Here is a 26,157-nt window from a genome sequence, read left to right as displayed (position 1 = left end):
GCCCTGCTGCCGTAAGATCGGTCGCGCGATGACGCCGCGCTGATTACCCGAAAAGCAGGCATCAGTCGTGGTTTCCCCTTAGGTGAGCCGCAGCGTTGGTCCTTAATTTCGTTGCTCCGTGGCCTGCCATGGCGGAGCGACTGGAGGTGGTACGTAACAGCATCGATCAGCCTCGCACACATCGAACCGCTATAGAGATGGCAAGATCTCCAGCCAAAATCGGCTCTACGAACTTGACTGCTTGTGAGCACTGGCGGCAGTCGGTGTAATCGGGCGGCACTACACAAACCACTTTGGTGCGTCGCCTTTACCACAGTTCATGGCGCCTTTTAGTCGGCGGTTCGTCTACTCGTTCAACGATAAAAACGACTTTGCTTTGCATCTTGCTCTGTTGAATCGAGCGCGGGTTCTTGTTCGTGCACCGGCTTGGTCCATTTCCACGGAGTTCATGAGCAATGTCGTTCTCCTTGGCATCATCGCGGAGACGCGCGCGCGTCCCACGACTATCTTTGTTAGGTCCATGGCAATCATCTTAAAGAATGGACCAGTCAGCGACGCACGCGTAGGGGATGTATTGACAACGACATATCCAGGACGTTCGTCGGTTTTCTCGCAGGCGTCACGGGATACCAAATCTATTAGTATATCGAAGGAACAGGTGTGGTGTTCCCGTTGGTGTACGACGCGTTAGCGATATGTCCAATCGCCGCCTTTATTTACTACTGTGCCGCCACCGAATCGTCGGGCTGGAGAGACGTGCTAATGCCCAACTGCCCAAAGGCCATTGGAAAAACGGCGTTCCGCGAAAAAAATTTCAGACCACGTAATGCTGAACCGGGTCGCCATTCGACACCGGTATCCGGCCGAGATTCGTGGGGATTGCGATCTTGGCTCCCATGAAAGCCCAGACGACAAAAGCCCGATAAGTGCGGGTGTGTCAAAGTCGACAGCGGGGCGGCTGGGTCTAGTGACCATGTTTTGTCTTTCCACAGCGTACGGTAAGTTTTGTTTAGGTCGCAAGGAATTTGAGGCATTACCCGAGCAAATTGGCTGTTCGTGAAAAGAAAAGCACGCCACGGTACCCGTGGCGTCTCTCACACGCCAACGGCGTTCTACGCGCCGAAGAGGTGCTATCGCTATGCTTTATAATTGCTGCGACAGTAAATTGCTGGCCAACGCCGGTTGCCAAGGGATCGAATGCAGCTCGTCAGAAATATTCTAAGTAACCATGTTGTTCAGATGTTTCTGCGATACGTCGCTGTCGGCGGTGGGACCTTCTTAGTTGACCTTTGCTGCTTTCTGCTATTGGTCAAGCAGGCCGGTATTTCACCCGAGGTCGCCCAAGCCTGCAGCCGCACGGTCGGAGCCGCCGTGGGATTCTTCGGCCACAAATACTTTTCGTTCGCGCAGCCAGAAGCTGCGGGTTCCAAAGGGCGCTCCTCCTCGGTTCAGGTGGTGGGCTACATATGCATCATGGTTGCGGGGATTGTCCTATCGCCATTCGTCATCTGGTTCATGTTGCGGATTGTTCAGCCTCATCTGGTTCTCGCGAAGATCCTCACGGAGGGCGTGATGGTATGCATCAATTTTGTACTGATGAAGGCGCTGTTTAGCCGTTTGTCGAAGAGCCCAACCCATATCTCATGAAAATCCACGCCCGTCCCTTTCTTTCTATCGTCGTTCCTGCGTACAACGAAGCCGAGAATCTTCCGACCGCAGTCGCCACGCTGCTTGCCCAGGCGAGTCCGCACTGTGACGCGGTGGAAATTATCGTTGTCAATGACGGGTCGAAAGACGCGACTGCGGTGGTCCTGAGTTCGCTTCAAGGCGAATACGCTCAACTAAGGTGTATCAACTTCGCTCGCAATTTCGGCAAGGAAGCAGCGCTTGAAGCTGGCCTCGAGCACGCGAAAGGTGATGCCGTTCTATTCATCGATGCGGACTTACAGCATCCTCCGTCGCTAATGCCGGAAATGATCGAAGCCTGGTGCAAGGGCGCAGATGTAGTCAACGCCAAAAAGCGCGATCGGGGCGAGGAGAGCGCTGTATACGGCTTCGCGTCGAAGCTGTTTTACCGGCTGTTTTCGCGCGCGACTGGCGTCGATTTTCGCGGCGCGAGTGACTACAAGCTAATCGACCGTCAAGTCGTCGAGGCGGTCAAGCAATGCCGTGAGCGTGATCGTTTCTTTCGAGGCCTTGTAGCGTGGGTTGGCTTTCGTCAAGTCGATGTATTGTTCGACGTTCAACCCCGTGTTGCCGGAGAATCGACCTGGTCAACGTATGGACTGATTCGTTATTCGATTAGCAATCTGCTCGCATTTTCTTCGCTGCCGCTGACGTTCATTGCAGTCGCCGGGTTGGTGATGTCGCTGGTGAGCGTGGTCCTTTGCGCCGAAACGCTTATACGTTATCTGCTCGGAGGGTCGCTCAGCGGGTTCACGACGGTCATCATCTCCCAGACGGCGTTTAGCGGAGTCATCCTGATGGCGGTAGGGGTGCTCGCGATCTATGTTGGTCGCATGTACGACGAGCAGAAAGGCAGGCCTCTCTATATAGTGCGCCAGGATTCAGTGCGAGACACAGAAGGTTCTCGTCATCGGATTCCCGAACAAGCGCAAAGCCCGGTGCAAGTGGTCGAACCGGACTAATTCCCGCAGCGTGGTGAGCCGTCGCCACGCCTAGGTAACCAAACGGAATTGCGGGCGTTTTAGCGAGCGAGTCTTCGCCGCCCGCGCCCTCGGTGCTGCCGCCGCATCTCCGGTTCGCCCTCGCAATTGGGGATCTCGAAAAACTTGCCGCTGTCAGTGCCGTTGGACGGCGTTCCGAAGGGACGGCTGCTACCGTGAGCGCCAATAGCCATAACATAGCGACCGCATTGCCAAGAGCGGTGAGGACCCAGGGCGCAGCTATTCATCTCAACAGCCGCCGGAAAACTTTTCGAGCAGCCGTCTCGTCCAGGAATCAGAGCGATACAGTTTGAGGGAGTAGTCAACTTCCTTGGAGAAGTCCACGCCCGCAGTCGTATCCGCCACGATGTTCTGAACGGGTAAATGGCAAGAGACTGGAATGACCTGATTTCCGAACATCGAGTGCTCTGCAGAGACTCCGGTTCCCGAGGTTCGAACAGTGAACATGGGCACGCTCGGAGGCGCCACCCAGGATACCCAAGGATGACCGAACTGCACGTACACCGCTTTCATGGGAGCGTGCAAAGCAATGGAAAGCCGGCTTGGCTCAACCGTTGCCGTGTACTCACCACTCTTAAGCGCGGTCATTCTTGTGAGGTCGGCGGCGATCAAAAGAAGCACGACTGCCGGAACAGCGTAAAGCCACTGCCTGCGCATTGCGGCAGCAATCATTAACAACATGACGGCGCCGGCACCCAGGGCAAGATTCCGGGCAGCGTCCGTATTTTGCTCGTCGGGCAATTCCACTGGTAAGGCAACGCCAACATTGACTTTGCCGACCCGGTCGAACATCCACTGATACGAGACCGTGGATTGCCGATTTTCCAGGAAGATGTTCGGTCTGGTAATGAACAACACGGTGTTGGCCAGCGTCACCGCGATCAGCGCAAGCGCGATCAACCTGAGCAGAAAATGCTTCCCGACGGGCCACCAGATACAGAGTCCAACCGTCAGCATGGGTACCGACATCACCCAGAACCGTGCGGGCCAGCACTCACCAGGATTCACGCCAACTCCTGTTAGTGCAGCAATGGTCGCAAGAACCAGCGCCTGGGCGGCAATTTTTGACTTTCGCATAACGCCGATCCAAATGCCGGCGTAGCCGAGCAGCCAGATAGGTGCATAGGCGAACAAGCCATGGCGAACATTAAACAACTGCATCGCGATGACGGAGAACCACTCCGATGGACGGGGGGGGCGCGCTGTATTTACCGGCCCGGTGATCGAACCGTAAATCTCAACGTTAAGAACCACGAGCAATACTGCCGCGCCTACAGCCAAGGCAGCTAAATACAAGGCCCGTGCATGAAGTCCACGCCGGTAGATTTGCCAAAGAAAGAAAGCGTAAAGCGCTACCGTTACAACTGAACCACGCATATGCACGAACGGGATCAGCAAAATTAGAACGGCCGTCAGGGCATCTGCGCTGACCGTTCGATCGATTCTTTGCAGGCGCTCCCACGTCACGCAGACCAGTGCGAAGACGAACGTCTCCATGTAGAAGAGATGGAGATAAGGGAGGAGTGGTATCGACAAAGCGGCGGTCGCGACTGCCAGCTTTGGTGCTGCTGAATCACTGAGTCTCTGGCACAGCTTGTACAGGTAATAAAGTCCAATCAGGCCTGCTATAAGCGTTGCGAAACGCAGCCCCGCCGACGAGAACAGGAGTCCAATCGGCGACAGTAACGCTGGTAGGTAAACGCCATTTAACAGGACGACACCGCCTGCCCCTGTCGGCAGGGCGTCGGCCTTATTGCCGCTAGCGTCAAAATATAGCTTCTGAAAATCGGTCAGGGACATAACAAAATGCCCACTGTGAAGAAACGAGGCTGAGTACATCAGATACCGGGGCTCGTCACCGGTAAGCTCTTGTCTTTTTGTCAGTAGCAGCACAGCGAACACCAATATGACCAAGCATATGAAAAAGATATGACCCTTCTGCAATGCTGGCTTGGTGTTGCTGAAGCTCTCGTTTTTGTTCTTCATTGAGATAGTTACCTACCGAGAGAAAGGGGGGAGCCTAAGTTTTGGACGCATGCATTCTAACAGCAGAAAAACTGGGTCCTGGAGCGACAAGAGGGCTGTTCAGACGACGAAAAGAGGGCTCACTGGGCCGCTTGCTGACCTCGCGGGAGGGGCTTCGATAGGCTGTTTAAATTGGTGACGAGGATGCGTCGTCGAAGATCGCGCGGGCTCCCGCCGTCAACGGCGCTTGAAAACCCAGAAATGGGCCCCGGTGTAGTTAAAGAACATGCCGACGATCGACCCCGCCGCCAGTGGCACGACGGGATACGCCCGCAACGCGGCATGAGAAGCCACCAGCGCCGCAAACACGCCGAGGTTCAGCAGCGCTCCTACCGACTGAACAGCAAAATAGCTGATGTATTCGAGCCTCTTGTCCCCCGTTTTTCCCTCCGCGGCTTTAAATACCCATGTTCGGTTCAATAGCCAAGTTACGAAGACGGCGATCAAAAAAGAGATGACACGGGCGAGATAGACGTTTACGCCCAGTTTTTGCGCTAGCAGTGACAGTACGCCCGCGTCGACCGCGAATCCGACCGCGCCAACACAACCAAACGCCAGCAGCTTTTTAACGAGGGCCCTGTTCATCGAATTCGGCGCGCTCTGTCTGTTTCGGTCTGTCGGAGGAGAAACCTTTCCGCTTCCATTCGCTGTTGATGGACCACGGTATCAAGGATAAGACCCACTCCAATGATCATCATGGAGGCAACGCTGATTGCCGACGCCAGGATGGCCAGCGGCACGTGGTGGATATATCTGTATCGGAGCCAGTCATCGAAAACGGGCAAGGCGATGATCAGGCTTGCAATGGCGAACAGAATTCCTAATGTGCCGAAAAACAGCAGGGGACGGTAATATCGCAGGATTTGCGCGATGGCAAAAATTACCCGCGCCCCATCTGGCAGTGTCTGCAATTTGGAAACGCTCCCGGCCGGGCGGTCCTTGTATTCAACAGGAACTTCGACAATGCGAAAGCGCTGATGCAGCGCATGCAGAGTCATATCAGTTTCGATCTGGAATCCTTCGACAAGAATGGGGTAAGACTTGACGAAGGCGCGATTGAATACGCGATATCCGCTCATGATGTCGGTCAGGCTAGCCCCAAAAAAACGGTTGACCATGCCCTGGACAAGCGAGTTACCCAAGCCGTGCAACGGGCGATCGTTCTCTTTGGCGTAGTGACCGCCGGAATGCCGGTCGCCGACGACCATGTCCGCTCGTCCGTCCATGACCGGTGCCATCAGATCGTGCACACGCTGGGCCGGATAAGTCAGGTCGGCGTCGGCAAGGACATAGATGTCCGCGTCGATCTCAAGGAACGCTCGGCGCAACGCGTTGCCCTTGCCTTGGCGTTTTTCAAATATAACCGCGCCGTCGCAAGGCAATTGCGCAAGCGTTTGTTCGGCGAGTGCCTGGGTGTCGTCTTTTGAATTGTTGTTGACTACATATAGCGATGCGCCGGGTAGTTCACGATGGAACGCCTTCATGGTCTCCACGATTGTCGCCGCCTCGTTATAAGCTGGCAGCACGATGGCGATATGGCGCTGGTCTTCTCGGACTTGCTGTGTCGTCATTTTGTCACTTCGAATTTGGCGCGAACTGCCCGGCAATCATGGGCAAAGGCGCGGATTATGCATATGGCTACCGCGGTGAATGTTACGGCGACGCGGAGTATCAGGTCATGACAATGAGCGACGTAACTATAAGACGGAAGCCGAACCCTCTCGGGTGCAAACGCTGGGTGCGCGAAACGCAGTTTACGTGCGACCCTCGTCAACCATCCGTTCGTACAAATTCACATACGCATCGACCATTCTCTCTGCGGTGAATTTGGTCTCGAATCGCAGTCGCGCGCTCGCTCCAAGTTTGCCCGCCAGCGTCTCATCGTTCCACATCGTTTGCATCGCTGCTTTTAACGCCCCCGCATCACTCGCCGGCACCACCAACCCCGTCTCCCCATCCACGTTCACATACGACGTCCCGGTCCCAATCTCCGTCGATATCATCGCCTTCCCGAACATCGCCGCTTCCAGCAACGAGATCCCGAACGCCTCCGAGCGCAAATGCGACGGAAACGTCAGCGCGTGACACAGCGTGAGCAGGGCGATTTTATCGTCGTCACCCACCGGCCCGACGAAATCCACGTTGTTCAGCTTCAACCGCTCCGCCTGCGCCCGCAGTTCCCGCTCGACCGGCCCTGACCCGACGATCACGACCCGGAAATCCGTTCCCGGCAACGCATCGAGCAGCACGTGCAGACCCTTGTAATACCGCAGATTGCCGACGAACAGAAAAAACTTGGGCCCGGCGCGCTCACGCCAGTACCGCAACTTCTCGGCAGACGGCGCCGCATACGACGTCTCGTCCAGCCCGATCGGAATCACCTCGACCTTGTCGCGATATCGCTGCAATACGTCGCTCGTCGCCAGATAGTTAGGCGACGTCGCGACGATCTTGTCCACGCTCGCCAGGAACCTGTCCCGCAGCGGCTTGTAAAACTGCAGCAACACCTTCTGCCGCACGATGTCCGAGTGATACGTCACGATCGACGGCTTATGCACGCGCGAAGCGAAGTGCACGACATCGGCGAACGGCCAGGGGAAGTGGTAATGGATCACGTCGGCGTGTTCAGCCAGGTCGCGAAAACGCCGGAACGCCGCGAGCGAGAACGCCGACGAAGCAATCTCGACATCGAGCTTTGCGCGATGGTGCAGGTGATCACCGAAGTCGACGGTGCTTGTGTCCTTGGACACGGTCAACACTTCGCTCGTCACGCCGCGTTTCGCGGCGCCCGAGCAAATCTGGCCAATGAGTTCTTCGACGCCGCCCATCGAATCAGGCTTGTAGGTCTTATAGAAGTGTAAAACGCGCATAGATCCCGCTGAGGGGTGCCGGCGGTGTGTCCACCGGCGATAAAGCGAGCAAGGCGCCCGCCGCGCAAACAATCTTCATGAGGCGGCGGTGCTAAAGATGCTACAGATACAGACGAAGACGATCAGGCCGGCACGCGCCCATAAACGTCCTCGAAGCGGACGATATCGTCTTCACCCAGGTACTCGCCGCATTGCACCTCGATCAGGACGAGATCCATCACGCCCGGATTGATGAGCCGATGCTTGTGGCCAGCGGGAATATAGGTGGACTCGTTCGGCTGCAACGAGATGATCTGCTCGCCATTGACAATGTCGGCGCAACCGCTCACGACAATCCAATGTTCGCTGCGGTGATGGTGCATCTGCAACGAAAGCTGCGCGTTCGGCTTCACCACAATGCGCTTCATCTTGAAGCGATCGCCCTCTTCGAGCACGGTGTAAGTGCCCCACGGGCGATGCACCGTTCGGTGGAGCCTGTAGGCATCGTGATTGACCTTCTTGAGCTTGGCGACGATCTGCTTCACGTCCTGCGCCCGCTCACGCGATGCAATCAGCAGAGCGTCAGCGGTATCCACCACGATCAGGTCTTGCACGCCCACCGCACCAATCATGCGGCCGTCTTCGCTGCGGATAAAGCAGTTGTCGACTTCGTACAGCTCGGCCTCGCCATGAATGCGGTTGCCGCGTGCGTCGGGCGCGGTGAGTTCGCTGATGGACAGCCATGAGCCAATGTCGCTCCAGCCCATCTCGCACGGCACCACGTTGACGTTGTCCGAGCGTTCCATCACGGCATAGTCGATGGAAATGTCTTCCGCACGGGCGAATTGCGCGCCATCGAGCTCGACGGTGTAACCCTCCTTCGAGGTACTACGTTTCGCATCGCTAACAGCAGCAATAGCCGGTTCGAGTACCGTGGGCGCATGTTTCTCGAGTTCCGCGAGCATGGTCTCGGCGGTGAAGCAGAACATGCCCGCATTCCAGAGATGCCGGCCGTCGGCAACGAGTTCTTCGGCCACCGACAACTGCGGCTTTTCGACGAACCGCACGACCTTGTGCACGGCGTCCGCGCCTGGCAGTGGCTTGGCTTCGAATTCAATGTATCCATAGCCCGTTTCCGGCTTGGTCGGGCGGATGCCGAACGTGACAATCCGGCCTTCCTGCGCCGCGCGTGCCGCGTGCTGGACGGCGGCGCCGAACGCCACTTCGTCTTCCACGAGCTGGTCCGCGGGCATCACGAGCATGATCGCGTCCGCGCCATGCTGCTGGCGCACGACTTCCGCCGCCACGCCAATGGCCGCCGCCGTATTGCGCGCGGACGGTTCCAGGATGAAGCCAAGCTGGCTGACGTCCGAGTCGGCTTCAACGCACTCGTCTTTTGTCAGGAAATACGTCTCGCGATTCGTAACGATCACCACTTCATTGGCGCTCGCCACATGCGATGCACGCAGAAACGTCTTTTGCAGCAGGCTCTGCCCATCGGCCAGTTTCAACAGCGGCTTAGGGAAGGCTTCGCGGGACACCGGCCACAGGCGGGTGCCCGCGCCCCCACAAATAATGACGGGAATGATGTTCATTGAACGGCTCGAAAATAGCTGAATAGGGGCAGCGAAGGGGCGATTTTAGCGGATTTCGAGTGGCCGGTGCCCCGTTTCGGAACATCTCGTTACTGATGTTGCAGCAATTGAGCCCGCTTCGGCTCGCCTCGCGACGAGGGTTTTGTTATCGTATGCGGGTGACTTCTATCGCTTGCTGCATAAGGTTCGCGAAGAGCCGGTGTGTTAAATTCCGAGGTTGCGTCCGGGGTACGAAAAGCACGCCTAGCCGCTGCGGAGACTGGGTCTCCGGCAGGAAAATCTGTCCAATCGATCAGGAAAATAGGATAGATGCTTCTATTACGTCCATGTCATCAGGACAGGCGTGGCGCCCGTTTGGTGGACATGAGCACAGCCATGAAGTGGGGGCTATTTGCGACCGTGCCCCAAACGGCTTTCATCCCGGCGGCAAGAGCTTGAACATTTCGCATGCAATGGTCGATGACGGGCTAAACCGCCATCGCAGACCTCCTTTTGCTTTTTTTGTTTGTTCACTACGCCAACTAAACGCTAACGCATGAAACTGCTTTTCGATCTCAACTCACTTCGTCCACCGAGGAGCGGCGTTGGCTATTACACGCAGCATCTACTGGAAGGATTGCGCGATGAGCCGGATGTGCAGGGGCTGGCGGGCTGGGTGGGCGCGGAGCGTTTCGAAGGCGAGCGCTTGCTTGCGCTGATCAATCAACGCGTGCCGTTGCGCAAGGGCGTGCAGTTCAGTGAGGGGTTGGCGGCGAAGGTGCTGCAGAAGGCGCGCAGCCTGCCCGGTTTGTATCGCGGAAGGACCGTCGTGCGGGCGATCAAGTCGCGTGAAGTACGCGATGATTTTGCGCGGCGCGGCTATGTTTATCACGAGACCAACTTCGTGGCCTCGCGGTACAAAGGCCCGACGGTCGTGACCATTCACGATCTGTCGCATCGGCGGCATCCGGAGTTTCATCCGCGCGTGGCGGTGGAATATCTGGACCGCGAGTTGCCGAAAACGCTGCGTCAGGCGCAGGTCGTGATCGCGGACAGCCACTACACCGCGAACGATATCGTCGATATCTACGGCGTACCCGAATCGAAGATCGTCACCATCCATCTAGGCGTTGAAGCGGCGTTTCAGCCGTATTCGGCGGAATCATGCGCCGAGACCCTCGCCGATCTCGGCCTGAAGCATCGCGGATTCGTGCTGTCCGTCTGCACGCTACAGCCGCGCAAGAATCTGCAGCGGCTGGTTGAAGCGTTCGCACGGCTGCCCGCCGAGATGCGCAGCGCTTTTCCCCTCGTGCTGATCGGTGCGGACGGCTGGAAGAATTCCGCGCTGATGCGCGTAATCGAACCGCTCGCGCGCGATGGCCAGGTCGTAGTGCCCGGCTATATACCACGGGAAAACTTGCTGAAGCTGTATGCGTCGGCGGCATTATTTGCCTATCCGTCATTATTCGAAGGATTCGGCTTGCCCGTCGCCGAAGCCATGGCGAGCGGCGTGGCCGTGCTGACGTCGAACCTGACTTCGTTGCCGGAAGTGTCGGCCGGAGCGGCGTGGGAGGTGGACCCGTATTCCATCGATGACATCGCGGCCGGCATGGAGCGCCTGCTCGGCGATCCGGCTCTGCGCGACGCGCTCATTGCCAAGGGTTTGCTACGCGCCGCCGAGCTGACTTGGGACGCGACCGTCGCTCAGACGTGCGCGGTGTATCGCGGATTGTCGGCATGAAGCTGGGGAGATCGCTGGCATGCGAGTAATCGTCACAGGGGCTAACGGCTTTGTGGGTCGCGCGACCTGCGCGGCGCTCTGCGACGCGGGTCATCACGTGATCGCGCTTGTGCGCCGGCCGGGCGGCTGCGAGCCGCGCGTACACGAACAAGTAATCGCCGACGATAACTTCGCGAGTCTCGCTGCTTTGCCTGCTGCCGACGTACTCATTCATCTTGCCGCGCGCGTCCACGTGATGAAGGACAGCGCCGGCGACCCGCTCGGCGAGTATCGCGCGGTCAATGTTGAGGGCTCGCTGAACGTGGCGCGCGCGGCGTTGCGGGTGGGCGTAAAGCGGCTGGTTTATATAAGCAGCATCAAGGCGTTGGGTGAGGGCGAGCCGGGCCGGCCATGGCGTGAGGATGATCAGCCGACGCCCGCAGATCCCTACGGCATCACGAAGCTCGAAGCGGAACAGGCGCTTGCAGGCTTCGGCCGCGAGCATGGAATGGAGGTCGTCGTGCTGCGCCCGCCGCTGGTTTATGGGCCGGGAGTACGGGCTAACTTCGAACAATTGATGCGAGCGGTGGAGCGAGGCATCCCGTTGCCGCTCGGTGCAATCGATGCCCGCCGCAGCATGGTCTACGTGGGCAATCTCGCCGATGCCATCCGTTTCGTGGCGACCCGTTCCGAGCCAACTGACGGCGTGTTCCACGTGACAGACGGCGACGATCTCAGCGTCGCGCAGATGATCCGGACACTGGCCCACGCCTTTGACAAACCCGCGCGCTTGCTGCCGGTACCCGCTTCATGGTTGCGCGCAGCGGGCGCGCTGACGGGGCGCACGGCCCAGGTCGACCGCCTGACAAGCCCGCTGCGCATGGACAGCACGCGCCTGCGGACTGACCTCGGGTGGACGCCGTCCACAACGGTGGCTGAAGGCGTCGCCCGGACGGTGCGTGCATTCCAGGAGGCGCGCCGATGACGTCGCTGATGTTAATGCCAATGCCCATGCTCTTGTTCTTCGCGGCTGGAATCGCCTGCGTGGTGTGCGCGGCGATTTTGCTCCTGCTATTGCGTACGGGCTGGGCTTGGGATATTGCTGTCGATATCCCGAATCACCGGTCGCTGCATGTGCGTCCGGTGCCGCGTGTGGGCGGCTGGGGCGTCATGCCGGCCATGCTGCTCGCCGTTGCATTGTGCGCGCCATCCTTTGGCTGGATTGCGCTCGGAGCGTTGCTGCTGGCCATAGTGTCCCAGATCGACGATCGGCGGGGCTTGCCGGCCCGGGTGCGCTTCGCCGCGCATCTGATCGTGGTGGCCGGGGCCATTGCGTGGAGCTCCGTGAGCATTACCTGGTGGCTTGCGCTGCTTGCCGTGGTCGCGCTTGTCTGGGTGGTCAATCTTTACAATTTCATGGACGGTTCCGACGGTCTTGCGGGCGGCATGGCGGTGTTTGGTTTCGGCTTTTACGTTGTTGCAGCGCTGGTTTTGCAGCCAGCGCTCGCAGTGACTGCGGCGGCGGTAGCCGGCGCAGCATTTGGCTTCTTGATTTTTAACCACCATCCGGCCAAGATATTCCTCGGCGATGCCGGTTCTATCCCGCTTGGCTTCCTGGCTGGGGCGCTGGGCTTCTGGGGCTGGCAGCACGGGGTGTGGCCGATCTGCTTCCCTGCGCTGGTGTTTGCGCCTTTTGTCGCCGATGCCACCGTGACCCTGGCGCGCCGTCTCGCGCGGGGCGAGAAAGTATGGCTGGCGCATCGCGAGCATTATTATCAGCGTTTGGTGAGACTGACTGAAAGCCACGTCCGCGTGGCTGTGGCGTATTACTTGCTCATGTTGGGCAGCGGTTGCGTAGCGCTCTTAGCACTTCGCGTGCCGCTCATGGTCCAATGGACCTTGTTCGGGGCGTGGTACGTTGTTCTGGCCTTGGTTGGCTGGCAGATCGACCGCCGTTGGCGGCAATTCATCCTCACTCAAGGTAACGATAACGATGCGAATTAAGCCTACGTGGCTCTCGATTGCAGCGTTCGGCTTCGACCTCGTGGCGGTCGCCGTGGCGTGGCTCGCCGCGTATGCGCTGCGTTTCAACGGCTCGGTTCCTGACGATTTCTGGCACGGCGGCATCAACGCGCTGGTGTGGGTCGTGGTGATCTACGGGCTGATGTTCCGTATCTTTGGGCTGTATCGCGGCATGTGGGTGTTTGCGAGCCTGCCTGACCTGATGCGCATTTCCAAGGCGGTCGCCAGCGGCGCGCTGATCGTGATGATCGGTGCGGCCATGCTCCAGCCTTCTCCCATCATTCCCCGTTCTGTGTTGATCGTGTCGCCGTTGCTGCTGTTCATGGCGACGGGCGGATCGCGCGCGCTGTATCGTGCGATTAAAGAGTTTTATCTGTACGGCGGCTTGATTGGCAAGGGCAAGCCGGTGATCGTGCTCGGCGCGGGTACGGCGGGCGCGAATCTCGTGCGCGAGTTGGCTCGTTCGAGCGAATGGCGTCTGGTCGGTCTGCTCGACGACGATCCCGCTAAACGTGGCCGTGAAATCCTGGGTCACAAGGTCTTGGGATCGATCAGCGAGCTGCCGCTCTGGGCGGAACAGCTCAAGGCTGATACGGCGATCATCGCGATTCCGTCGGCATCGGTAGATGCGCAACGGCGTGTGGCAACCATGTGCGTTCGCGCCGGCGTCAAGGCAATGGTCCTGCCCGCGCTCACCGTGCTCACGCAAGGTCAGGCGTTCCTCTCACGGGTTCGCCAGATCGATCTGGAAGACTTGCTTGGCCGCGAGCCGGTGAAGATCGACATGCCGCACGTCGAGGCCTTGCTGCATGGTCGCGTGGTGATGGTTACGGGCGCAGGCGGTTCGATTGGTTCGGAGTTGTGCAGGCAGATCCTGCGCTTCTCGCCGGCGCAACTGGTGGCCTACGACCTGAGCGAATACGCGATGTATCTGCTCACCGAAGAATTGCATGAGCGGTTTCCGGATCTGTCGGTGATCCCGGTGATTGGTGATGCGAAGGATTCGCTATTGCTCGATCAGACCATGTCGCGCTTCGCACCGCATATCGTGTTTCACGCGGCCGCGTACAAGCACGTACCGTTGATGGAAGAGCAGAACGCATGGGCGGCGGTGCGCAATAACGTGCTGGGCACGCTGCGCGTGGCGCGCGCGGCGATTCGTCATCAGGTCAGCCATTTCGTGCTGATCTCCACCGATAAAGCCGTCAATCCGACCAACGTGATGGGTGCGAGCAAGCGCCTGGCCGAGATGGCCTGCCAGGCGTTGCAGCAGACCGCGCCGCGCACGCAGTTCGAGACGGTGAGATTTGGCAATGTGCTGGGCAGCGCGGGCAGCGTGATCCCGAAGTTCCAGCAGCAGATTGCGAAGGGCGGGCCGGTGACGGTGACGCATCCGGAGATCACGCGGTTCTTCATGACGATTCCCGAGGCCGCGCAACTGGTGTTGCAGGCATCGAGCATGGGTCGCGGCGGCGAGATCTTTATCCTGGATATGGGTGAGCCGGTGAGGATCGTGGACCTGGCGCGCGACCTGATTCGTTTGTACGGATTCTCGGAGGAGCAGATCCGCATCGTGTTTACGGGCTTGCGGCCGGGCGAAAAGCTCTACGAAGAGTTACTTGCTGACGACGAAACGACCACGCGCACACCACATCCGAAACTGAGGATCGCACAGGCGCGCGAAGTGCCGAATCACTTCCTCGATGAATTGCTGCCGTGGCTGATGCAACATCGTGTGCTGGCTGACGAAGAAGTGCGGCGTGACCTGCGTCGCTGGGTGCCCGAATATCAGACGACCATGCCGCCGGTTTTGCAAAGCGTTCAGTCGGTTCGAAACGGTTGAAGGTACTTCACCGCTGATGCGCTGCATCTGCTAAACAAGAGTGTGGCAACTGATTCGAATAACTCGGATCGGGGGCGAAGCGTGTGCGATTCATCGCGCGGTATGGTTCGGCGTAGCAGGATTTCGCTCACCCCTCTCGCCATTCATACACGTGCCAACGAAAAGCATGGAAGTGCTTAAGGTGCTCAGGGTTGATCGGCGGCTCGCTTAACGCACTCCGTCAAAGCGCACTCGGGCATCCTCCCGCATAAAAAACCTACCGCAGCCCTACCGTCGCGAAGTACTCGCCACGCGACACCACGAACCTTGGATCTGCCTGAAGCTGGTCGAGAGCGCCCGCAAAACGGGCCTTCGCTGCTTCCACGCTTGCTGTTGCCGGGGGCCACTCGTGCGCGTCCCAGAGCAGATCGATAAAGGACACCACCACGTAATTGGCGTCATGGGTATCGAGTGTCTGTTCGATCGCCGCGCCAAGGTGTTCGGGGTCGCTGGCGAACAGTGCCTGAATGTTCACGGGCCACGCGGATCTCGCGATCTCCACGTTCTTGTCGCCACCCGAGTTGTACGTCTTCACATTTGCCTCGGCGGCAAGATAGGCCGCGAGGAAATCGTTCCCCTGGGGCACGAAGGCGACGACGCTTCCCGGCCGTATCTGGCGTTTAAACGATGCCACTAACGTTGCATCGACGTTGCGCAACGAGTCCTGCCAATGATGCGGCGCCCGCAGTTTCACCCGCGCATTCGGCGGATTAACAACCGATTGAGACGCCATCACATGTGGTTTTGGAAGGTTGCAGACAACCGTCAGCGCGACCAGCACAAGCGCCCAGCCAGCATGTTGCCGCCGCTCCAGCTCGCCGATCAACATTGCAAACAGCGCCCACAGTCCGAACAGGCCGAGAGCCAGCCACCGATAGCTCGCGCGCATATTCTTGAAGCCCGGTACATGCTCGGAGAGGTACGCACTGCCAGTGGGCATGACTGCATTGGCAGCTGGCATGAACGGAGAAAAATTGCCGGCGACAATATCGGCTTGAGGCCGCAACGAGTAAACCTTTAAGGACGGTCCCAGGGAAAGATAAGTCCCTATGATCGCAATGGCGAGAAAGGCAACGGCGATTTTTTGACGCCTGACGACAAAAAATCCAAGGCAGCCAAAAAATCCAAGGAACAGTGAAAACGTCGTTGTCCACACCGACGCATCGCCGTAGTAGAACTGATCGTTTCGATCCAGGCCCATGCCAAGATGGTCCCAAAACCAAAACAACCCTTTGGTGGGCAAGACCAGCATGGTTACGTCGACTCCCCATCCGCGGAAAAGGTCGAGCGAGTCAGGCGTGAAGAGTGGAAAACCGAGGAACGACACATAGAGTAAATACGCGACCGCGAAGCCAACAATACAAATGGGCAAGCTGACCACGGTGACCCATCTAAGGCGAGCACGATCGGCTACTCCTTCGACGGCGAGAAAAATGAAGGTCGCCAACGCAAACATGACAAACGTGTAGCCGTCCATGAACACCGACAGCACCGCAGTTGCGGCGAAGCCCAAGGCGTTGCCAGCGAGTGTCGAGACGCGGGTGTTGTCAATGCGGCATACGCGCAACGCCTGGTTCAGGTAGAAGGGAAGCAAGGCGATGCCGATTGACAGCATCGAATAGACCGCGTGTGCCCAAACCATCGGCATGGTCAGCCACACGACGGCTGCGAGGACCGCCGCACGATAGCTAAGCCCGATCCGTTGAGCGCAACGAATTGCACCCCAACCCGCCAGCGCCAGATAACCGACGGTCATGAACGAGTAGGCATCGGCGGCGCTTAGCGTAGTGACACGCAGCAACGCGCCTTCTACAAGCGCTCCCGGCAAGCCGAACGCCATAGGCGCAGTGCGGGGGTAACCGAAGTTATGGGAAAACACCGTGAACCAGCCATTGTTCGCGAAGGACTGTGCGAACGACGATACCCAGACAAGTTGCCCCATTACCGGCGCGGAATAAAACGGAATCGATCCGTAGATTGCTGCGATCGCCGCGAGCAGCACTACCAGACAGAGTGCCTTCATTCCGAAGATTCGTTGCGCACGCATGCCTGATCCGGGTGTTGTCATAGTTAAAATGCCGGTGAAGGTTACGATCCGCGCGTTACGCTGTTTCAACGAGCAACCCCGTGGGCCGCCCTGAAAAGCACACCGACGCGGCAAGAAAGAAAGCCAGATCGCCCGCCGCGGTGACGAGTCGTCCGATGAGAATGATTTCGAGCAGATCAGCCTGCCCGAGAAGCGGGCGCAGCAAGAAAAACAAGACCGCCTCGCGAACCCCGACGCCCGCCGGTGCCCCGGGCGTAACCAGTCCGATCAGCCATGCGACCACATACGCTCCGCCAACAGGAACCCAATTCCACCCGCCACCCAAAAGCTTGAACAGCATCGCAAAGATGATGCCGGAGAGGGCGAGAAACACGAGTTGCAGCGCAGCGGCCCGCGCCAGGTCGGGACTGAACACGCGGCGGATGATCGCGACAGAACCGCCCGCTGCGCACGCAAATACAAGGAGTGCGACCCATACGGGCAGCGGCAGGAACGAAGGAATTGTCCACAGCGCGAACAGTCCGGCCATGACCGCGATCGTGCCGAGTTCCCAGACCAGCGACTTGCCGAGCGGCCACTGCGGCAGGCCGGCCGACGCGCCGAGTGCTTGTCGTCCGGCGAGGTGAAACACATTGCCCGGGACATATTTGGCGAGCTGTGAAACGCCATATGCCCAGGCGGCCCAGTCTCGGCGAACCGTCACGCCGAGATGGCGCAGGATGTCTCGCCAGGCGATCGCCAGAAGAAAACCGGATGCGCCATACACAAGCGCCAGGGCCGCAATGCCGAACCACTGTCCCATGCCGATACGGTTCATCGGCACCCGATTGCCATAGTCGAACAGCTTCAGCGCGACAAAAGCGACACCGAGAATACCCAGCGCGCTGCCGCCCCAGGACAAAGCGCGCTTCAACGTCGAACTCATTGCGAACGCGGTACGCTTGGCACGCGGCACAGCAGCATGGTCCAGGGCAGCGGGGTGCGGATTTCCAGAATATCGAAGTATCGGGACACCAGGGTTTTGAACGCTGACGCCGACCATCGCTGGATATGACCAGGGGTATTTCCGCCGCTCATCAGGTACTTGCCTCGCGCGAGGTTCAGCGCACTCCAGATCGGCTCGCGCGGCACGCTGACGATGACATATTCCTTCGCTGCGACTTGCAACGCACGTAGTGCGTCCTCGGGATGCTCCAGATGCTCCAGCACTTCGCAGCAAATGATCAGCTCGGGCTTCGTTGTCCTATGGGGTAATTCGTAGATGCTTTCCACGGAAAACAGATCGGATGTCATGCCCCGCTCCAACGCATTCGCGCGAGCCAGTTCGATCACTTTTCCTGAGAAATCACTGCCGGTGGACGCAATGCCCTGATCCGCCCACCGCATGACCCAATATCCCTCGCCGCATCCAACCTCGTGAATGGATTGAGGGGACACCTTACCGACAAGCTCGGTCAGCGAGTTATCGAACCCCTGCATGAGCCGCCGAACGATGACATTTTTCGATCCGTATTTATCGTAGGTATTCCCCACTACGGTTCCGTTTTCGACCATTCCCTGCGAAATCTTCATCAGCGAGTGCCTTCTTTTCTGCGGGTTCAGTTCAGGAGCGCGTAGCTGAACGCGGTTGTTCTGATCTACGCGGCACGACCACGGCAAATGAGTTCTTGCCGCTAGTGGATGCGACCGGCTCCGCGCGCTTCGCGGTGTAGCGAATATCTTCCAGAAGCTTCCGGTTGGTCGCGAGCAGTTCGGCGATCACTGCCGCCAAGAGGGTCTGAATACCCATGCCAGCAAGGATGGACGCAAGAATGAGCGACTGGACGTGACCTTGCCCTTCGCCGTTAAGGTATAACGCAATGAATCGCACACCAGGCACGAACGACGCTGCCAGCAAGGCCGTGCCAAGCGTGCCGAAGAAGCGGCCAGGGCGGTATATAACGAAGATCCGGCAGATTGTCAGCATTGACCTGAATACGTACGACGGGACGCTTTTAACAAGCCGCGACGGCCGCAGATCCGGATTCACACGAATCGGTACGGAGATGACCGCCATGTTCTTCTGGCCAGCCTGGATGATTGTCTCGAGGGTATAGGTATAGTCGCTGAACACGGTGAGGCGCTGCGCGGCATCTCGACTGAACGCCCGGAATCCGCTGGCCGCATCTTCCACCGTAGTGCGGCTTGCGGTTCGGACAACCCAGCTACCGAGCTTCTGGAGGAATTTTTTCGCGGCAGAGAAGTGCTCTATCTCAGCAATGGGCCGCGCGCCTATTACTATTTCTGCAACGCCCTGACAGATTGGTTCAACCAGCGCGGGAATATCGCGGGCGTCGTATTGATTATCTGCGTCGGTATTGACAACAACGTCGGCGCCTAAGCGCACCGAAGCCTCGATACCCGTCATGAAGGCTCGGGCAAGTCCCTGGTTACCGGTATGGCGTACGACGTGATCTGCACCGTTTCTACGCGCGACGGCGGCGGTGTCGTCGGTACTTCCGTCGTCGATAACCAGCCACTCCACCTTGTCGAAACCCTTGACCTCGCGAGGTAGCGCGGCGAGCGTTATCGCAATGCTTTGTGCTTCATTGAAGCACGGGATTTGGATGATCAACTTCATTGTCAAACCTGCGAAGGACGCGAACCTTTGCGGCAAACGTAACTCTTTGTCGCTACAGTTCATGGAACGGCGGCGACCGCACTGTCTAGTGTCAGGGCGGTAGCCGGCGCTCACACTTAAAAAATAACCGGCGCACTTTAGTGCAAATTGGATCGTATGCCTAGTCGTCTGAGTGTAGAAGTTTGGAATGCTCTGTCGTCATTTGATTCCGACGTCCGAAAAATTGAGCACGCTTCTGCACGGAAATTGACTCGGTCCATTAATCGGCGCTCGTATCGAAGTACCCAGAAAGGTACATTTTTTTACCTCACTGTGCAACGGAGTTGTTATTAACTCCTTAATCAGAAACGTTTCCTGTGCTTGACGGGCACATGACTTGTGTCCGTTGGCGGGAGCAGTTTGAATCTCAGTACTGCTCGAAATTTTTTTTATTCAATCACTGTAACTACGGTAGTTGTATCGTAGATTCGTTCGAGCCGCGCACTATCGAAGTATCAATATTAGCCAATTTTTGCGATGCAATGGGTCAAATTTCGTCGCTAATCCGGAGTGGGTCGACGCGTAATAATCGGTAACTAATTTGGAGTGATCGTGTAGATTAACAGGCCTCCTTATTGGCGATGGGTTTAGCAGCATATTGGCCGGGACGTCGGACCCGACACTTTCATTTAATTTTGGCATAACGTTTGCTTTACTTTTCTCAAGTGTGAATTCGGTTCGCTAATTCAGCATAGGGAATCGGGCACGGGTGCGGGTGCGCGGAGATCGGCGCGACGACTTCGCCATATTAGTCGAGCGTTTCGAGAAACCTAAAAGGTATGGACGGTGACTCGACACAGGCATGCGATATATCTGCTCATCGAAGAATTGCATGAGCGGTTTCCGGATCTGTCGGTGATCCCACGGATTCGCTATTGCTCGATCGGAGCATGTCGCATTTCGCCCCGCATATCGTGTTTCACGCGGCTGCATACAAGCACGTACCGTTGATGGAAGAGCAGAACGTGTGGGTAGCGGTGCGCAACTGCCATTCCATCAACTGCTGAATCGTTGCAGTCATCCCGTTTTGCGTCAATTCACCTCGATCGCCTTCGGCCAGCGTTGCCATGAGACGGGTGTGCGCCCCTCGATGGGGACAGTGGGCGACTGTTTCGACAACGCCATGTGCGAAAGCTTCTTCGCCCCGCTTGAGTGCGAACTGTTCGCGCGCAGGCGCTTCGAGACGCACAAGCAGGCTCGAAGCGAGATCTTCGTTCATCGGAGGCTGGTACAACTCGCATCGCAGTCACCGTAGCATCGGCTAGTGTTCGCCGATCAGCTTCGAGTGCGCCTATGCTGAACAAAACCGAACGTCATCGGCCTGCGAGTTGCCCACCGCCGGCCAGCGTCATGGTCGTAATAGGCGACCCACTGGCCGGCCGTGGACAACTCGCACCCCCATCTCAAACGGAGGAAATTCACCTATGCAAAATTCAACTGCTTAATCGTCCACTGAAGCGGGTCACCCCCACTTCCGATGTGAGTGCGCTGACGCACAGAAAGTATCCCGCGGTTCCCCCACAGTTCCGAAATGCTGGATTGCGGCGATGGCACATGGCCTAAGTATCCAGTCGTGCAAGGCGCAATGAGAACTCGGGCGACGAACTCGATCCGTCATAGCCGAGATCCACAACTCAAGTGTGATCGTGGATCGCGCTGCAACTGTCCGCATGTTTCCGCCGAACCGTCTCCGGGCGATGCTGATGCGCCTCTCATGCTTGTCGCGGGTGTGCACGTATCGAGCGACGCAATATCGATGACAGGTATCCCAAGCATCTTCTTCGCTTGAGACAGAGATGAACGGTATGAAGAAAAGTCATTTCAGGTGCTAACACGGGCCGGCTCTTTCGCGGGGTTGATCGTTCATGCAACTTTTTCCCATCGGTAACAAGCTACCGCGCAAAAGCCGCGTTTCGCATTCGAAGGATAATTTCGATGCAATACGTTTGTTCGCGGCCTTCGTTGTTTTGTATGGTCATGCGTTCGCGCTGACCGGCACAACGGTCCCGTCGATATTCGGAAATCATGTATCGACCATTGCAGTCAAGGTCTTTTTTATAATTAGTGGCTACCTGGTGATTGAGAGTTGGAGGCGCGATCCTTCGGTGTTTCGCTATCTGTCGCGCAGATCCCTACGGATCTTCCCGGGCCTTCTGGTCTGCACTCTGTTGAGCGCATTCGTACTCGGGCCGCTCGTAACCAGTCTGCCGCTTGGCGAGTACTTCACGTCACCTCTGCTGCCGCGTTACCTTCTGAACATAATTCTTCGGCCGCAAGCGCTACTGCCGGGCGTGTTTGAGCACAACACCTATCCGGAAGCAGTCAACGGCTCGTTGTGGACTTTGCCAATCGAGTTCGGCATGTACATCATGTCGCCGCTATTAGTGCTTTGGGGAAAAGGCGAAAAAACCCGGATCATTTTTGGCACCGTCGGTCTATGCGGAATCAGTTTGTACGTGGTGTTCGTCAAGCCGCACCTGGGTGCGCATGGTCAGACTATCTCGGATGCGCTGGAAGTCGCGCCATACTTCCTCTTGGGCGCTTTCTGGCGAGTTGCTGTGCCACGAACAATCCTTAATGCTCAATTGGCTTTGCTATCGCTGTTTCTGCTTCCGCTCATACCGGAAGGTCCACTATCCGAAATAGGACTCTACCTTGTCTTGCCTTACGCGATTTTGTCGGCCTGTCTGTGTCAGCCCGCACTATTACGTTCGGCGGGACGTTTCGGTGACTTTTCGTACGGAGTCTACATATATGGCTTTCCCATCCAACAGATAGTGTCCTTTAGCTTCCATACCCACGGCCAGCCCTTCTTGAATTTTGGTCTGTCGGTCGTCCCGACGCTGGTACTGGCTGCGCTATCCTGGCACCTTGTTGAAAAACCGTTCCTTTCCCTTAAGCCACGCCGTCAAACCTCTGCGAAGAGTGCCGTGCCGAGCGAGAGTGCCGCTGCCGGGTCCGTTTGATGACCCACAACGTCGCACTCACTTCTGGGGAACACTCTAAAGGCGCGTTGATTCAGGGCATGGCCGGGCATAAGAGCTTTGTGCCGAAGACAACACACCTGCTGACAAACCGCCAGCGACGAATGACAACTGGGCGTGGACCGGAGCGCAGTAACGAGACGCACCAATGCGCCGCAGAGCCGATGCTTGCTGACGCTGCGAATGTAGTTTCGTGAGGCAAAGAACTACGAGACAGTTGGTTTCATATAGTTGCCAAACGAATATGCTTCGCGCCTTTGCGTTTGTTCGGTAATATGAGTACTCCTACTATTTGCTGCACAGATTGATGCTGAAAGCGATCTTCTTTGCTTCCGCGCATGTGCATGTCCCAATGGCAACCATGGGATATTGTTCTTGCCGCTGTCATTCCCTCCTTGCTGGCGATTTGGATCGGCTCGGCATCGCTCTACCTTTGCATCGAGGGTCCGATCTCCCTTGCTCCGACCCGTTCCAAGGCCGGGCCACAGCATACCGGCTTGCATGAGCGCAGGGGGTTATCGTGTCCACTTTCCCAGGCAGGCTTGAACGGCGCTGCTGGCGAACCTCGCAAACCCCATAAGGCCAAGGCTTCCCGCGAGTGTCACCTGTTGCGAGTGGGCCGCGATGCGTAACGATGTGATGGCGAAAACCGCGCCAATCGCGAGTTTCGAAGAGTCGTGCTACGCTGAATTTTTGCAGAAGAATCCGCTGCCTGGATCCATATAAGGTAACAGCCATTGCTGTAACTGCTTAAGAGAGCCGGAACTTGCCATTCCTACTTCGAAACGAATTTGCTGCAGTGAATGGTGTCGTGCGCCTCGCCTTTCGGGTCAAGTTTCATACAGGGTATCAAGAGGCAACATACCTCGCACGGGTAGGCAGTGCAATCTCCGGCTAACCAACCTGGCGCCCGTAGTGTGCACCGTAGCCATAGATTTCCGCCTTGGGATTCGCGCCGTTAAAAATGACGCCAGTGATCCTCGCGCCAGCGCGTTCCAAGCGTCTTGAGCACTCGTCAAGCTCCGCGATTTTAGTTACTTCCGACAGCGCCACCAGGAAAACCGTGCCAGCATATTTAGCCAAGGTGCTAGCATCGGAAACGGCAAGAATAGGAGGTGAGTCAATGACTACAATATCGTGGCTGTTGGCGCACTCCTCCAACAGCGATTCCAGCCGCGAACTCAACAATAGTTCGTCAGGTAAAAATGACGAAGTCCCAGTCGAAACGAAATCGAGATTTCGGACTACACCTTCTCGTACGATGTCGGATAGATCTACCGTTTCAGATAGAAACTCGGACAAACCACGTCCAGGACTCCGACCAAAATACTGGTGTAAATGGCCATTCCGCAAATCCGCGTCAATCAATAAAACGCTCTTTCCCGTCGTGGCGAGCACCGTGGCTAAATTGGCGGCGATGAACGATTTACCCACCCCCGGAGTTGCTCCCGTCACGAGTATTATTTTATTGGCTGCACCTTCCATTCCGTGATGTAGTACTGTTCGCAGCGTACGCAAGCTCTCGACGGCAGGGTCGGCTCTGGATGCTTCAGCCAGAAGAGACGTCGTTTCCTGGCTCAGTTTGCGCACACTTTTGACCATGCTGCGCTGGCGTTCGCTAAAGGGAATCGTCGCGTAAACATCGAGGCCCAAACGGCGTTCGATCTGGCTAGGGTGGCTAACTCCCCGAATCATGCTGCGTAAGAGTGAAACCGCAGCTCCGGTCAGCAAACCAGCGAACGCAGAGAGTATGAGTATGATTGACTTTTTGGGGTGTATTGGCCGATCCGGAACCACAGGCGTGTCAATCAATCTGATCGTTCCTGTTTTCCCCGCTTTGACCAGTTCAAGCTGCTGAGCATTACTCAGGAGAGCAGTATAAAGTGCCGTATCAATCTTCACGTCGAGTGCAGACCGGGCAACATCTTGTTGCAGGTCTGGGTATTTACTGAGTTGCTCGGAAAACCGATTTTGTTGGACCTGAAATGCTCGGATCTGGTTATCAATTGCTTCAATCGCAGGATAGTCTGCCGTGAAACGAGTTGCGAGTTCCCTCCGGTTTTGCTGGAGCGCCAACATTTGAGCTTTTAAAGTGCCCATTTGATTGATGGCCAACTTTGCCTCTTCCGGAAGATCCACTATCGCTCTGTCTTTAAGGAGATCGGTGTTCTTTTGCTGCGCTTCCTCTAATTGCCTCTTTAGCGCAGGTAACTGGACTTTTAAGAAGTCCAGTGATTTCGCCGCTTCAACGGCCTTTCGCTCCATGTCCTGACGGGTATACTGAAATTCAATCTCTTCTAGAATGTCACTGATTTTTTGTGGGTCTTCGCCTTGTAAGGTCGCCACGACAACGCCGGATTGCTTTACCTTTTCCTGAACATCCAGATTGTTCTGGAGTCCTTCAATAGTCCTCAGCCTCGAATTTCTATAAAGATCAAACACGACGCCTTGTTTGGCGGATAGATCTGTAACCGTCAGATCGATAGGTCCCTTTGGGGTAGAAAACCGCTCTTTCTGGCCGATCTGGCCACTGACCGCTTGTTCGAGATCGGCTCCAGATAGCTGATAGCGCCCATTTCCTAAATATAGTAGTACGAATTTATGCCCTTCATATTTGGCTGGTACGTCGAAGCGCTTGACAGTAATTGACTCCGTGCCCCAAGCGAACCCGCCGAGCCCAAATATTCCCGGAGTCGACAAGCCGTCAGCGTTCTCCGCAATCCGGCTCCCGATAATCGGAAACCTCCGAGGTTTCGCGTCGACGAAAAGTAGCAACTTGTCGACCGTACGTTCGATGATCGCGCGAGATCCTAGAATTTGGGCTTCGGCAGCGGTCGACGATTTGACGTCAAACATGCTTGAAGCGTCTCCCAGCACGTTTTTGGAGTTCGAAGTATCGGGGCGGTCCTCGACCTGAAGGAGGACATTGGTCTCGTATGTCGCTGGTACAAGAAACGCATAAAGGCCGCCCAGACCAATAAAAGCGGATGTGATGCCGAGGATAAGCCACCGATTCGCCATCAGGACGCCTAGCAGGGCGAGGAAATTCACATCGTTGTCAGCCGCATTACGGACTTTGGGATATAGCGAGGTTTGTTTCATGGATATCTTCGGTACGAAGCGGAACGGTTCTGGTCAAACGGACCAACGAAGTTTCAAGATTTCACGAAACAAAGGTCGGTAGCCAATTAATCAAGGACGCCGATAGCGCGTGACGGCCATGCCACATGGGACGCATCACAGCAAAATCCGATCGAACGGGACGGCTCTTTGTCTGATTATTCGGCGCACCGGCAATATCCGGATGCCGAAGAGCGTTGTTAAGCAATAGGCACCGAAATCGAAAAGCATCCGGCAGGCGTTTTCCTCCTAGGCTGGCAGGTCCGGGAGACGGCAACCACGGGGCACGGACTGAACCCAGTCGATGTTGCCCTCGCGAGACGTCCCACGTACATGCTGATTAATTGAACGACGGGCCATAGGGAACGCCGCTCGTTGCCTCACCCTGCAGATCCCCACCTCACCGCCCGCAGAAATCGATTTGCTTCGATATCCTCTTGAAAGAACAATGATCCGTGGGATAGCTGGTATCCAACTGGGCGCCGTCGATGACACTTCATGCCCCAATAAATTCAATGCGGGGTCAACAAGCCGGGATTGTTAGCGGTCGGCATTTGGATGCTCGCTCGTCAATGTCGTTCAACCGAG

General features: G+C 57.1%; 17 protein-coding genes and 2 pseudogenes. 9 read left to right on the top strand and 10 right to left on the bottom strand.

The features are described 5' to 3' along the window. Positions 1 to 1,197 precede the first annotated feature (1,197 nt). Together ACSQ8V_RS14600 and ACSQ8V_RS14595 are read left to right on the top strand one after the other, a co-directional pair. The gene (locus ACSQ8V_RS14600) at positions 1,198 to 1,647 is read left to right on the top strand and encodes a GtrA family protein (RefSeq protein WP_436206139.1); all 450 of its coding nucleotides are present in this window, start codon (positions 1,198 to 1,200) and stop codon (positions 1,645 to 1,647) included. Beyond that, positions 1,644 to 2,648, top strand: coding sequence for a glycosyltransferase family 2 protein (locus tag ACSQ8V_RS14595; RefSeq protein WP_436206138.1), 1,005 nt, complete (start codon positions 1,644 to 1,646; stop codon positions 2,646 to 2,648). The genes ACSQ8V_RS14600 and ACSQ8V_RS14595 overlap by 4 nt, the downstream gene beginning before the upstream one ends. A gap of 267 nt (positions 2,649 to 2,915) precedes the next feature. Here ACSQ8V_RS14595 and ACSQ8V_RS14590 read toward each other — a convergent pair whose 3' ends face one another. The 5 genes from ACSQ8V_RS14590 to ACSQ8V_RS14570 all read right to left on the bottom strand — a co-directional run bounded on the left by ACSQ8V_RS14590 (position 2,916) and on the right by ACSQ8V_RS14570 (position 9,156). Then, the gene (locus tag ACSQ8V_RS14590; protein WP_436206137.1) at positions 2,916 to 4,673 is read right to left on the bottom strand and encodes a hypothetical protein; all 1,758 of its coding nucleotides are present in this window, start codon (positions 4,671 to 4,673) and stop codon (positions 2,916 to 2,918) included. A 216-nt stretch (positions 4,674 to 4,889) separates the two neighbouring features. Next, on the bottom strand, positions 4,890 to 5,297 hold the full coding sequence (locus tag ACSQ8V_RS14585) for a GtrA family protein (protein WP_436206136.1): 408 nt from the start codon (positions 5,295 to 5,297) through the stop codon (positions 4,890 to 4,892). Beyond that, positions 5,294 to 6,283, bottom strand: coding sequence for a glycosyltransferase family 2 protein (locus tag ACSQ8V_RS14580; protein WP_436206135.1), 990 nt, complete (start codon positions 6,281 to 6,283; stop codon positions 5,294 to 5,296). Before ACSQ8V_RS14580 ends, ACSQ8V_RS14585 begins: the two co-directional genes overlap by 4 nt. A 183-nt stretch (positions 6,284 to 6,466) precedes the next feature. Next, complete coding sequence (locus ACSQ8V_RS14575; protein ID WP_436206134.1) at positions 6,467 to 7,582, bottom strand: glycosyltransferase family 4 protein; 1,116 nt, start codon at positions 7,580 to 7,582, stop codon at positions 6,467 to 6,469. 122 nt (positions 7,583 to 7,704) lie between these two features. After that, on the bottom strand, positions 7,705 to 9,156 hold the full coding sequence (locus ACSQ8V_RS14570) for a mannose-1-phosphate guanylyltransferase/mannose-6-phosphate isomerase (protein WP_213767062.1): 1,452 nt from the start codon (positions 9,154 to 9,156) through the stop codon (positions 7,705 to 7,707). A gap of 535 nt (positions 9,157 to 9,691) precedes the next feature. On the opposite strand from ACSQ8V_RS14570, the gene ACSQ8V_RS14565 reads away from it, so the two are divergent. The 4 genes from ACSQ8V_RS14565 to ACSQ8V_RS14550 are packed head-to-tail and all read left to right on the top strand — an operon-like array spanning position 9,692 to position 14,720. Beyond that, on the top strand, positions 9,692 to 10,876 hold the full coding sequence (locus ACSQ8V_RS14565; RefSeq protein ID WP_436206133.1) for a glycosyltransferase family 4 protein: 1,185 nt from the start codon (positions 9,692 to 9,694) through the stop codon (positions 10,874 to 10,876). A gap of 19 nt (positions 10,877 to 10,895) precedes the next feature. Next, a complete protein-coding gene (locus ACSQ8V_RS14560) occupies positions 10,896 to 11,840 on the top strand; it encodes a UDP-glucose 4-epimerase family protein (RefSeq protein ID WP_213767064.1) in 945 nt (314 codons plus the stop codon). After that, entirely contained in the window at positions 11,837 to 12,859 is a 1,023-nt protein-coding gene (locus tag ACSQ8V_RS14555; protein WP_436206132.1) for an MraY family glycosyltransferase, read from the top strand. The genes ACSQ8V_RS14560 and ACSQ8V_RS14555 overlap by 4 nt, the downstream gene beginning before the upstream one ends. Then, positions 12,849 to 14,720, top strand: coding sequence for a polysaccharide biosynthesis protein (locus ACSQ8V_RS14550; protein ID WP_436206131.1), 1,872 nt, complete (start codon positions 12,849 to 12,851; stop codon positions 14,718 to 14,720). Before ACSQ8V_RS14555 ends, ACSQ8V_RS14550 begins: the two co-directional genes overlap by 11 nt. 256 nt (positions 14,721 to 14,976) lie before the next feature. On the opposite strand, the gene ACSQ8V_RS14545 is transcribed toward ACSQ8V_RS14550, so the two are convergent. The 4 genes from ACSQ8V_RS14545 to ACSQ8V_RS14530 form a co-directional block, all read right to left on the bottom strand. Beyond that, positions 14,977 to 16,782, bottom strand: a complete 1,806-nt coding sequence (locus ACSQ8V_RS14545) for a hypothetical protein (RefSeq protein ID WP_436206130.1) — start codon at positions 16,780 to 16,782, stop codon at positions 14,977 to 14,979. Between the two features lie 79 nt (positions 16,783 to 16,861). Continuing rightward, positions 16,862 to 17,731 (bottom strand): hypothetical protein, encoded by an 870-nt coding sequence (locus tag ACSQ8V_RS14540; protein ID WP_436206129.1) that lies wholly within the window; start codon positions 17,729 to 17,731, stop codon positions 16,862 to 16,864. Continuing rightward, positions 17,728 to 18,378 carry a class I SAM-dependent methyltransferase gene (locus ACSQ8V_RS14535; protein ID WP_436206128.1) on the bottom strand — a complete coding sequence of 217 codons (651 nt, stop codon included), beginning with the start codon at positions 18,376 to 18,378 and terminating at the stop codon, positions 17,728 to 17,730. The genes ACSQ8V_RS14540 and ACSQ8V_RS14535 overlap by 4 nt, the downstream gene beginning before the upstream one ends. A 31-nt stretch (positions 18,379 to 18,409) precedes the next feature. Then, positions 18,410 to 19,426: a glycosyltransferase family 2 protein gene (locus tag ACSQ8V_RS14530; protein ID WP_213767069.1), complete on the bottom strand. Its 1,017-nt coding sequence runs from the start codon at positions 19,424 to 19,426 to the stop codon at positions 18,410 to 18,412. An 840-nt stretch (positions 19,427 to 20,266) separates the two neighbouring features. Between ACSQ8V_RS14530 and ACSQ8V_RS14525 the strand changes: the two are divergent. The 3 genes and pseudogenes from ACSQ8V_RS14525 to ACSQ8V_RS14515 form a co-directional block, all read left to right on the top strand. After that, positions 20,267 to 20,451 (top strand): annotated as a pseudogene (locus ACSQ8V_RS14525) (polysaccharide biosynthesis protein); the annotation flags it as partial. Between the two features lie 47 nt (positions 20,452 to 20,498). Further along, positions 20,499 to 20,730: pseudogene (locus ACSQ8V_RS14520) on the top strand (integrase core domain-containing protein); the annotation flags it as partial. A 600-nt stretch (positions 20,731 to 21,330) separates the two neighbouring features. Further along, positions 21,331 to 22,431 carry an acyltransferase family protein gene (locus ACSQ8V_RS14515; protein ID WP_436206127.1) on the top strand — a complete coding sequence of 367 codons (1,101 nt, stop codon included), beginning with the start codon at positions 21,331 to 21,333 and terminating at the stop codon, positions 22,429 to 22,431. 912 nt (positions 22,432 to 23,343) lie between these two features. Here the strand turns inward: ACSQ8V_RS14515 and ACSQ8V_RS14510 are convergent. Next, positions 23,344 to 25,551, bottom strand: coding sequence for a polysaccharide biosynthesis tyrosine autokinase (locus ACSQ8V_RS14510; protein WP_436206126.1), 2,208 nt, complete (start codon positions 25,549 to 25,551; stop codon positions 23,344 to 23,346). Positions 25,552 to 26,157: the final 606 nt, after the last annotated feature.

Source organism: Caballeronia sp. LjRoot31, assembly GCF_964253885.1.
Lineage (GTDB): Bacteria > Pseudomonadota > Gammaproteobacteria > Burkholderiales > Burkholderiaceae > Caballeronia.
This window is presented reverse-complemented; position numbering and strand designations above follow the sequence as displayed.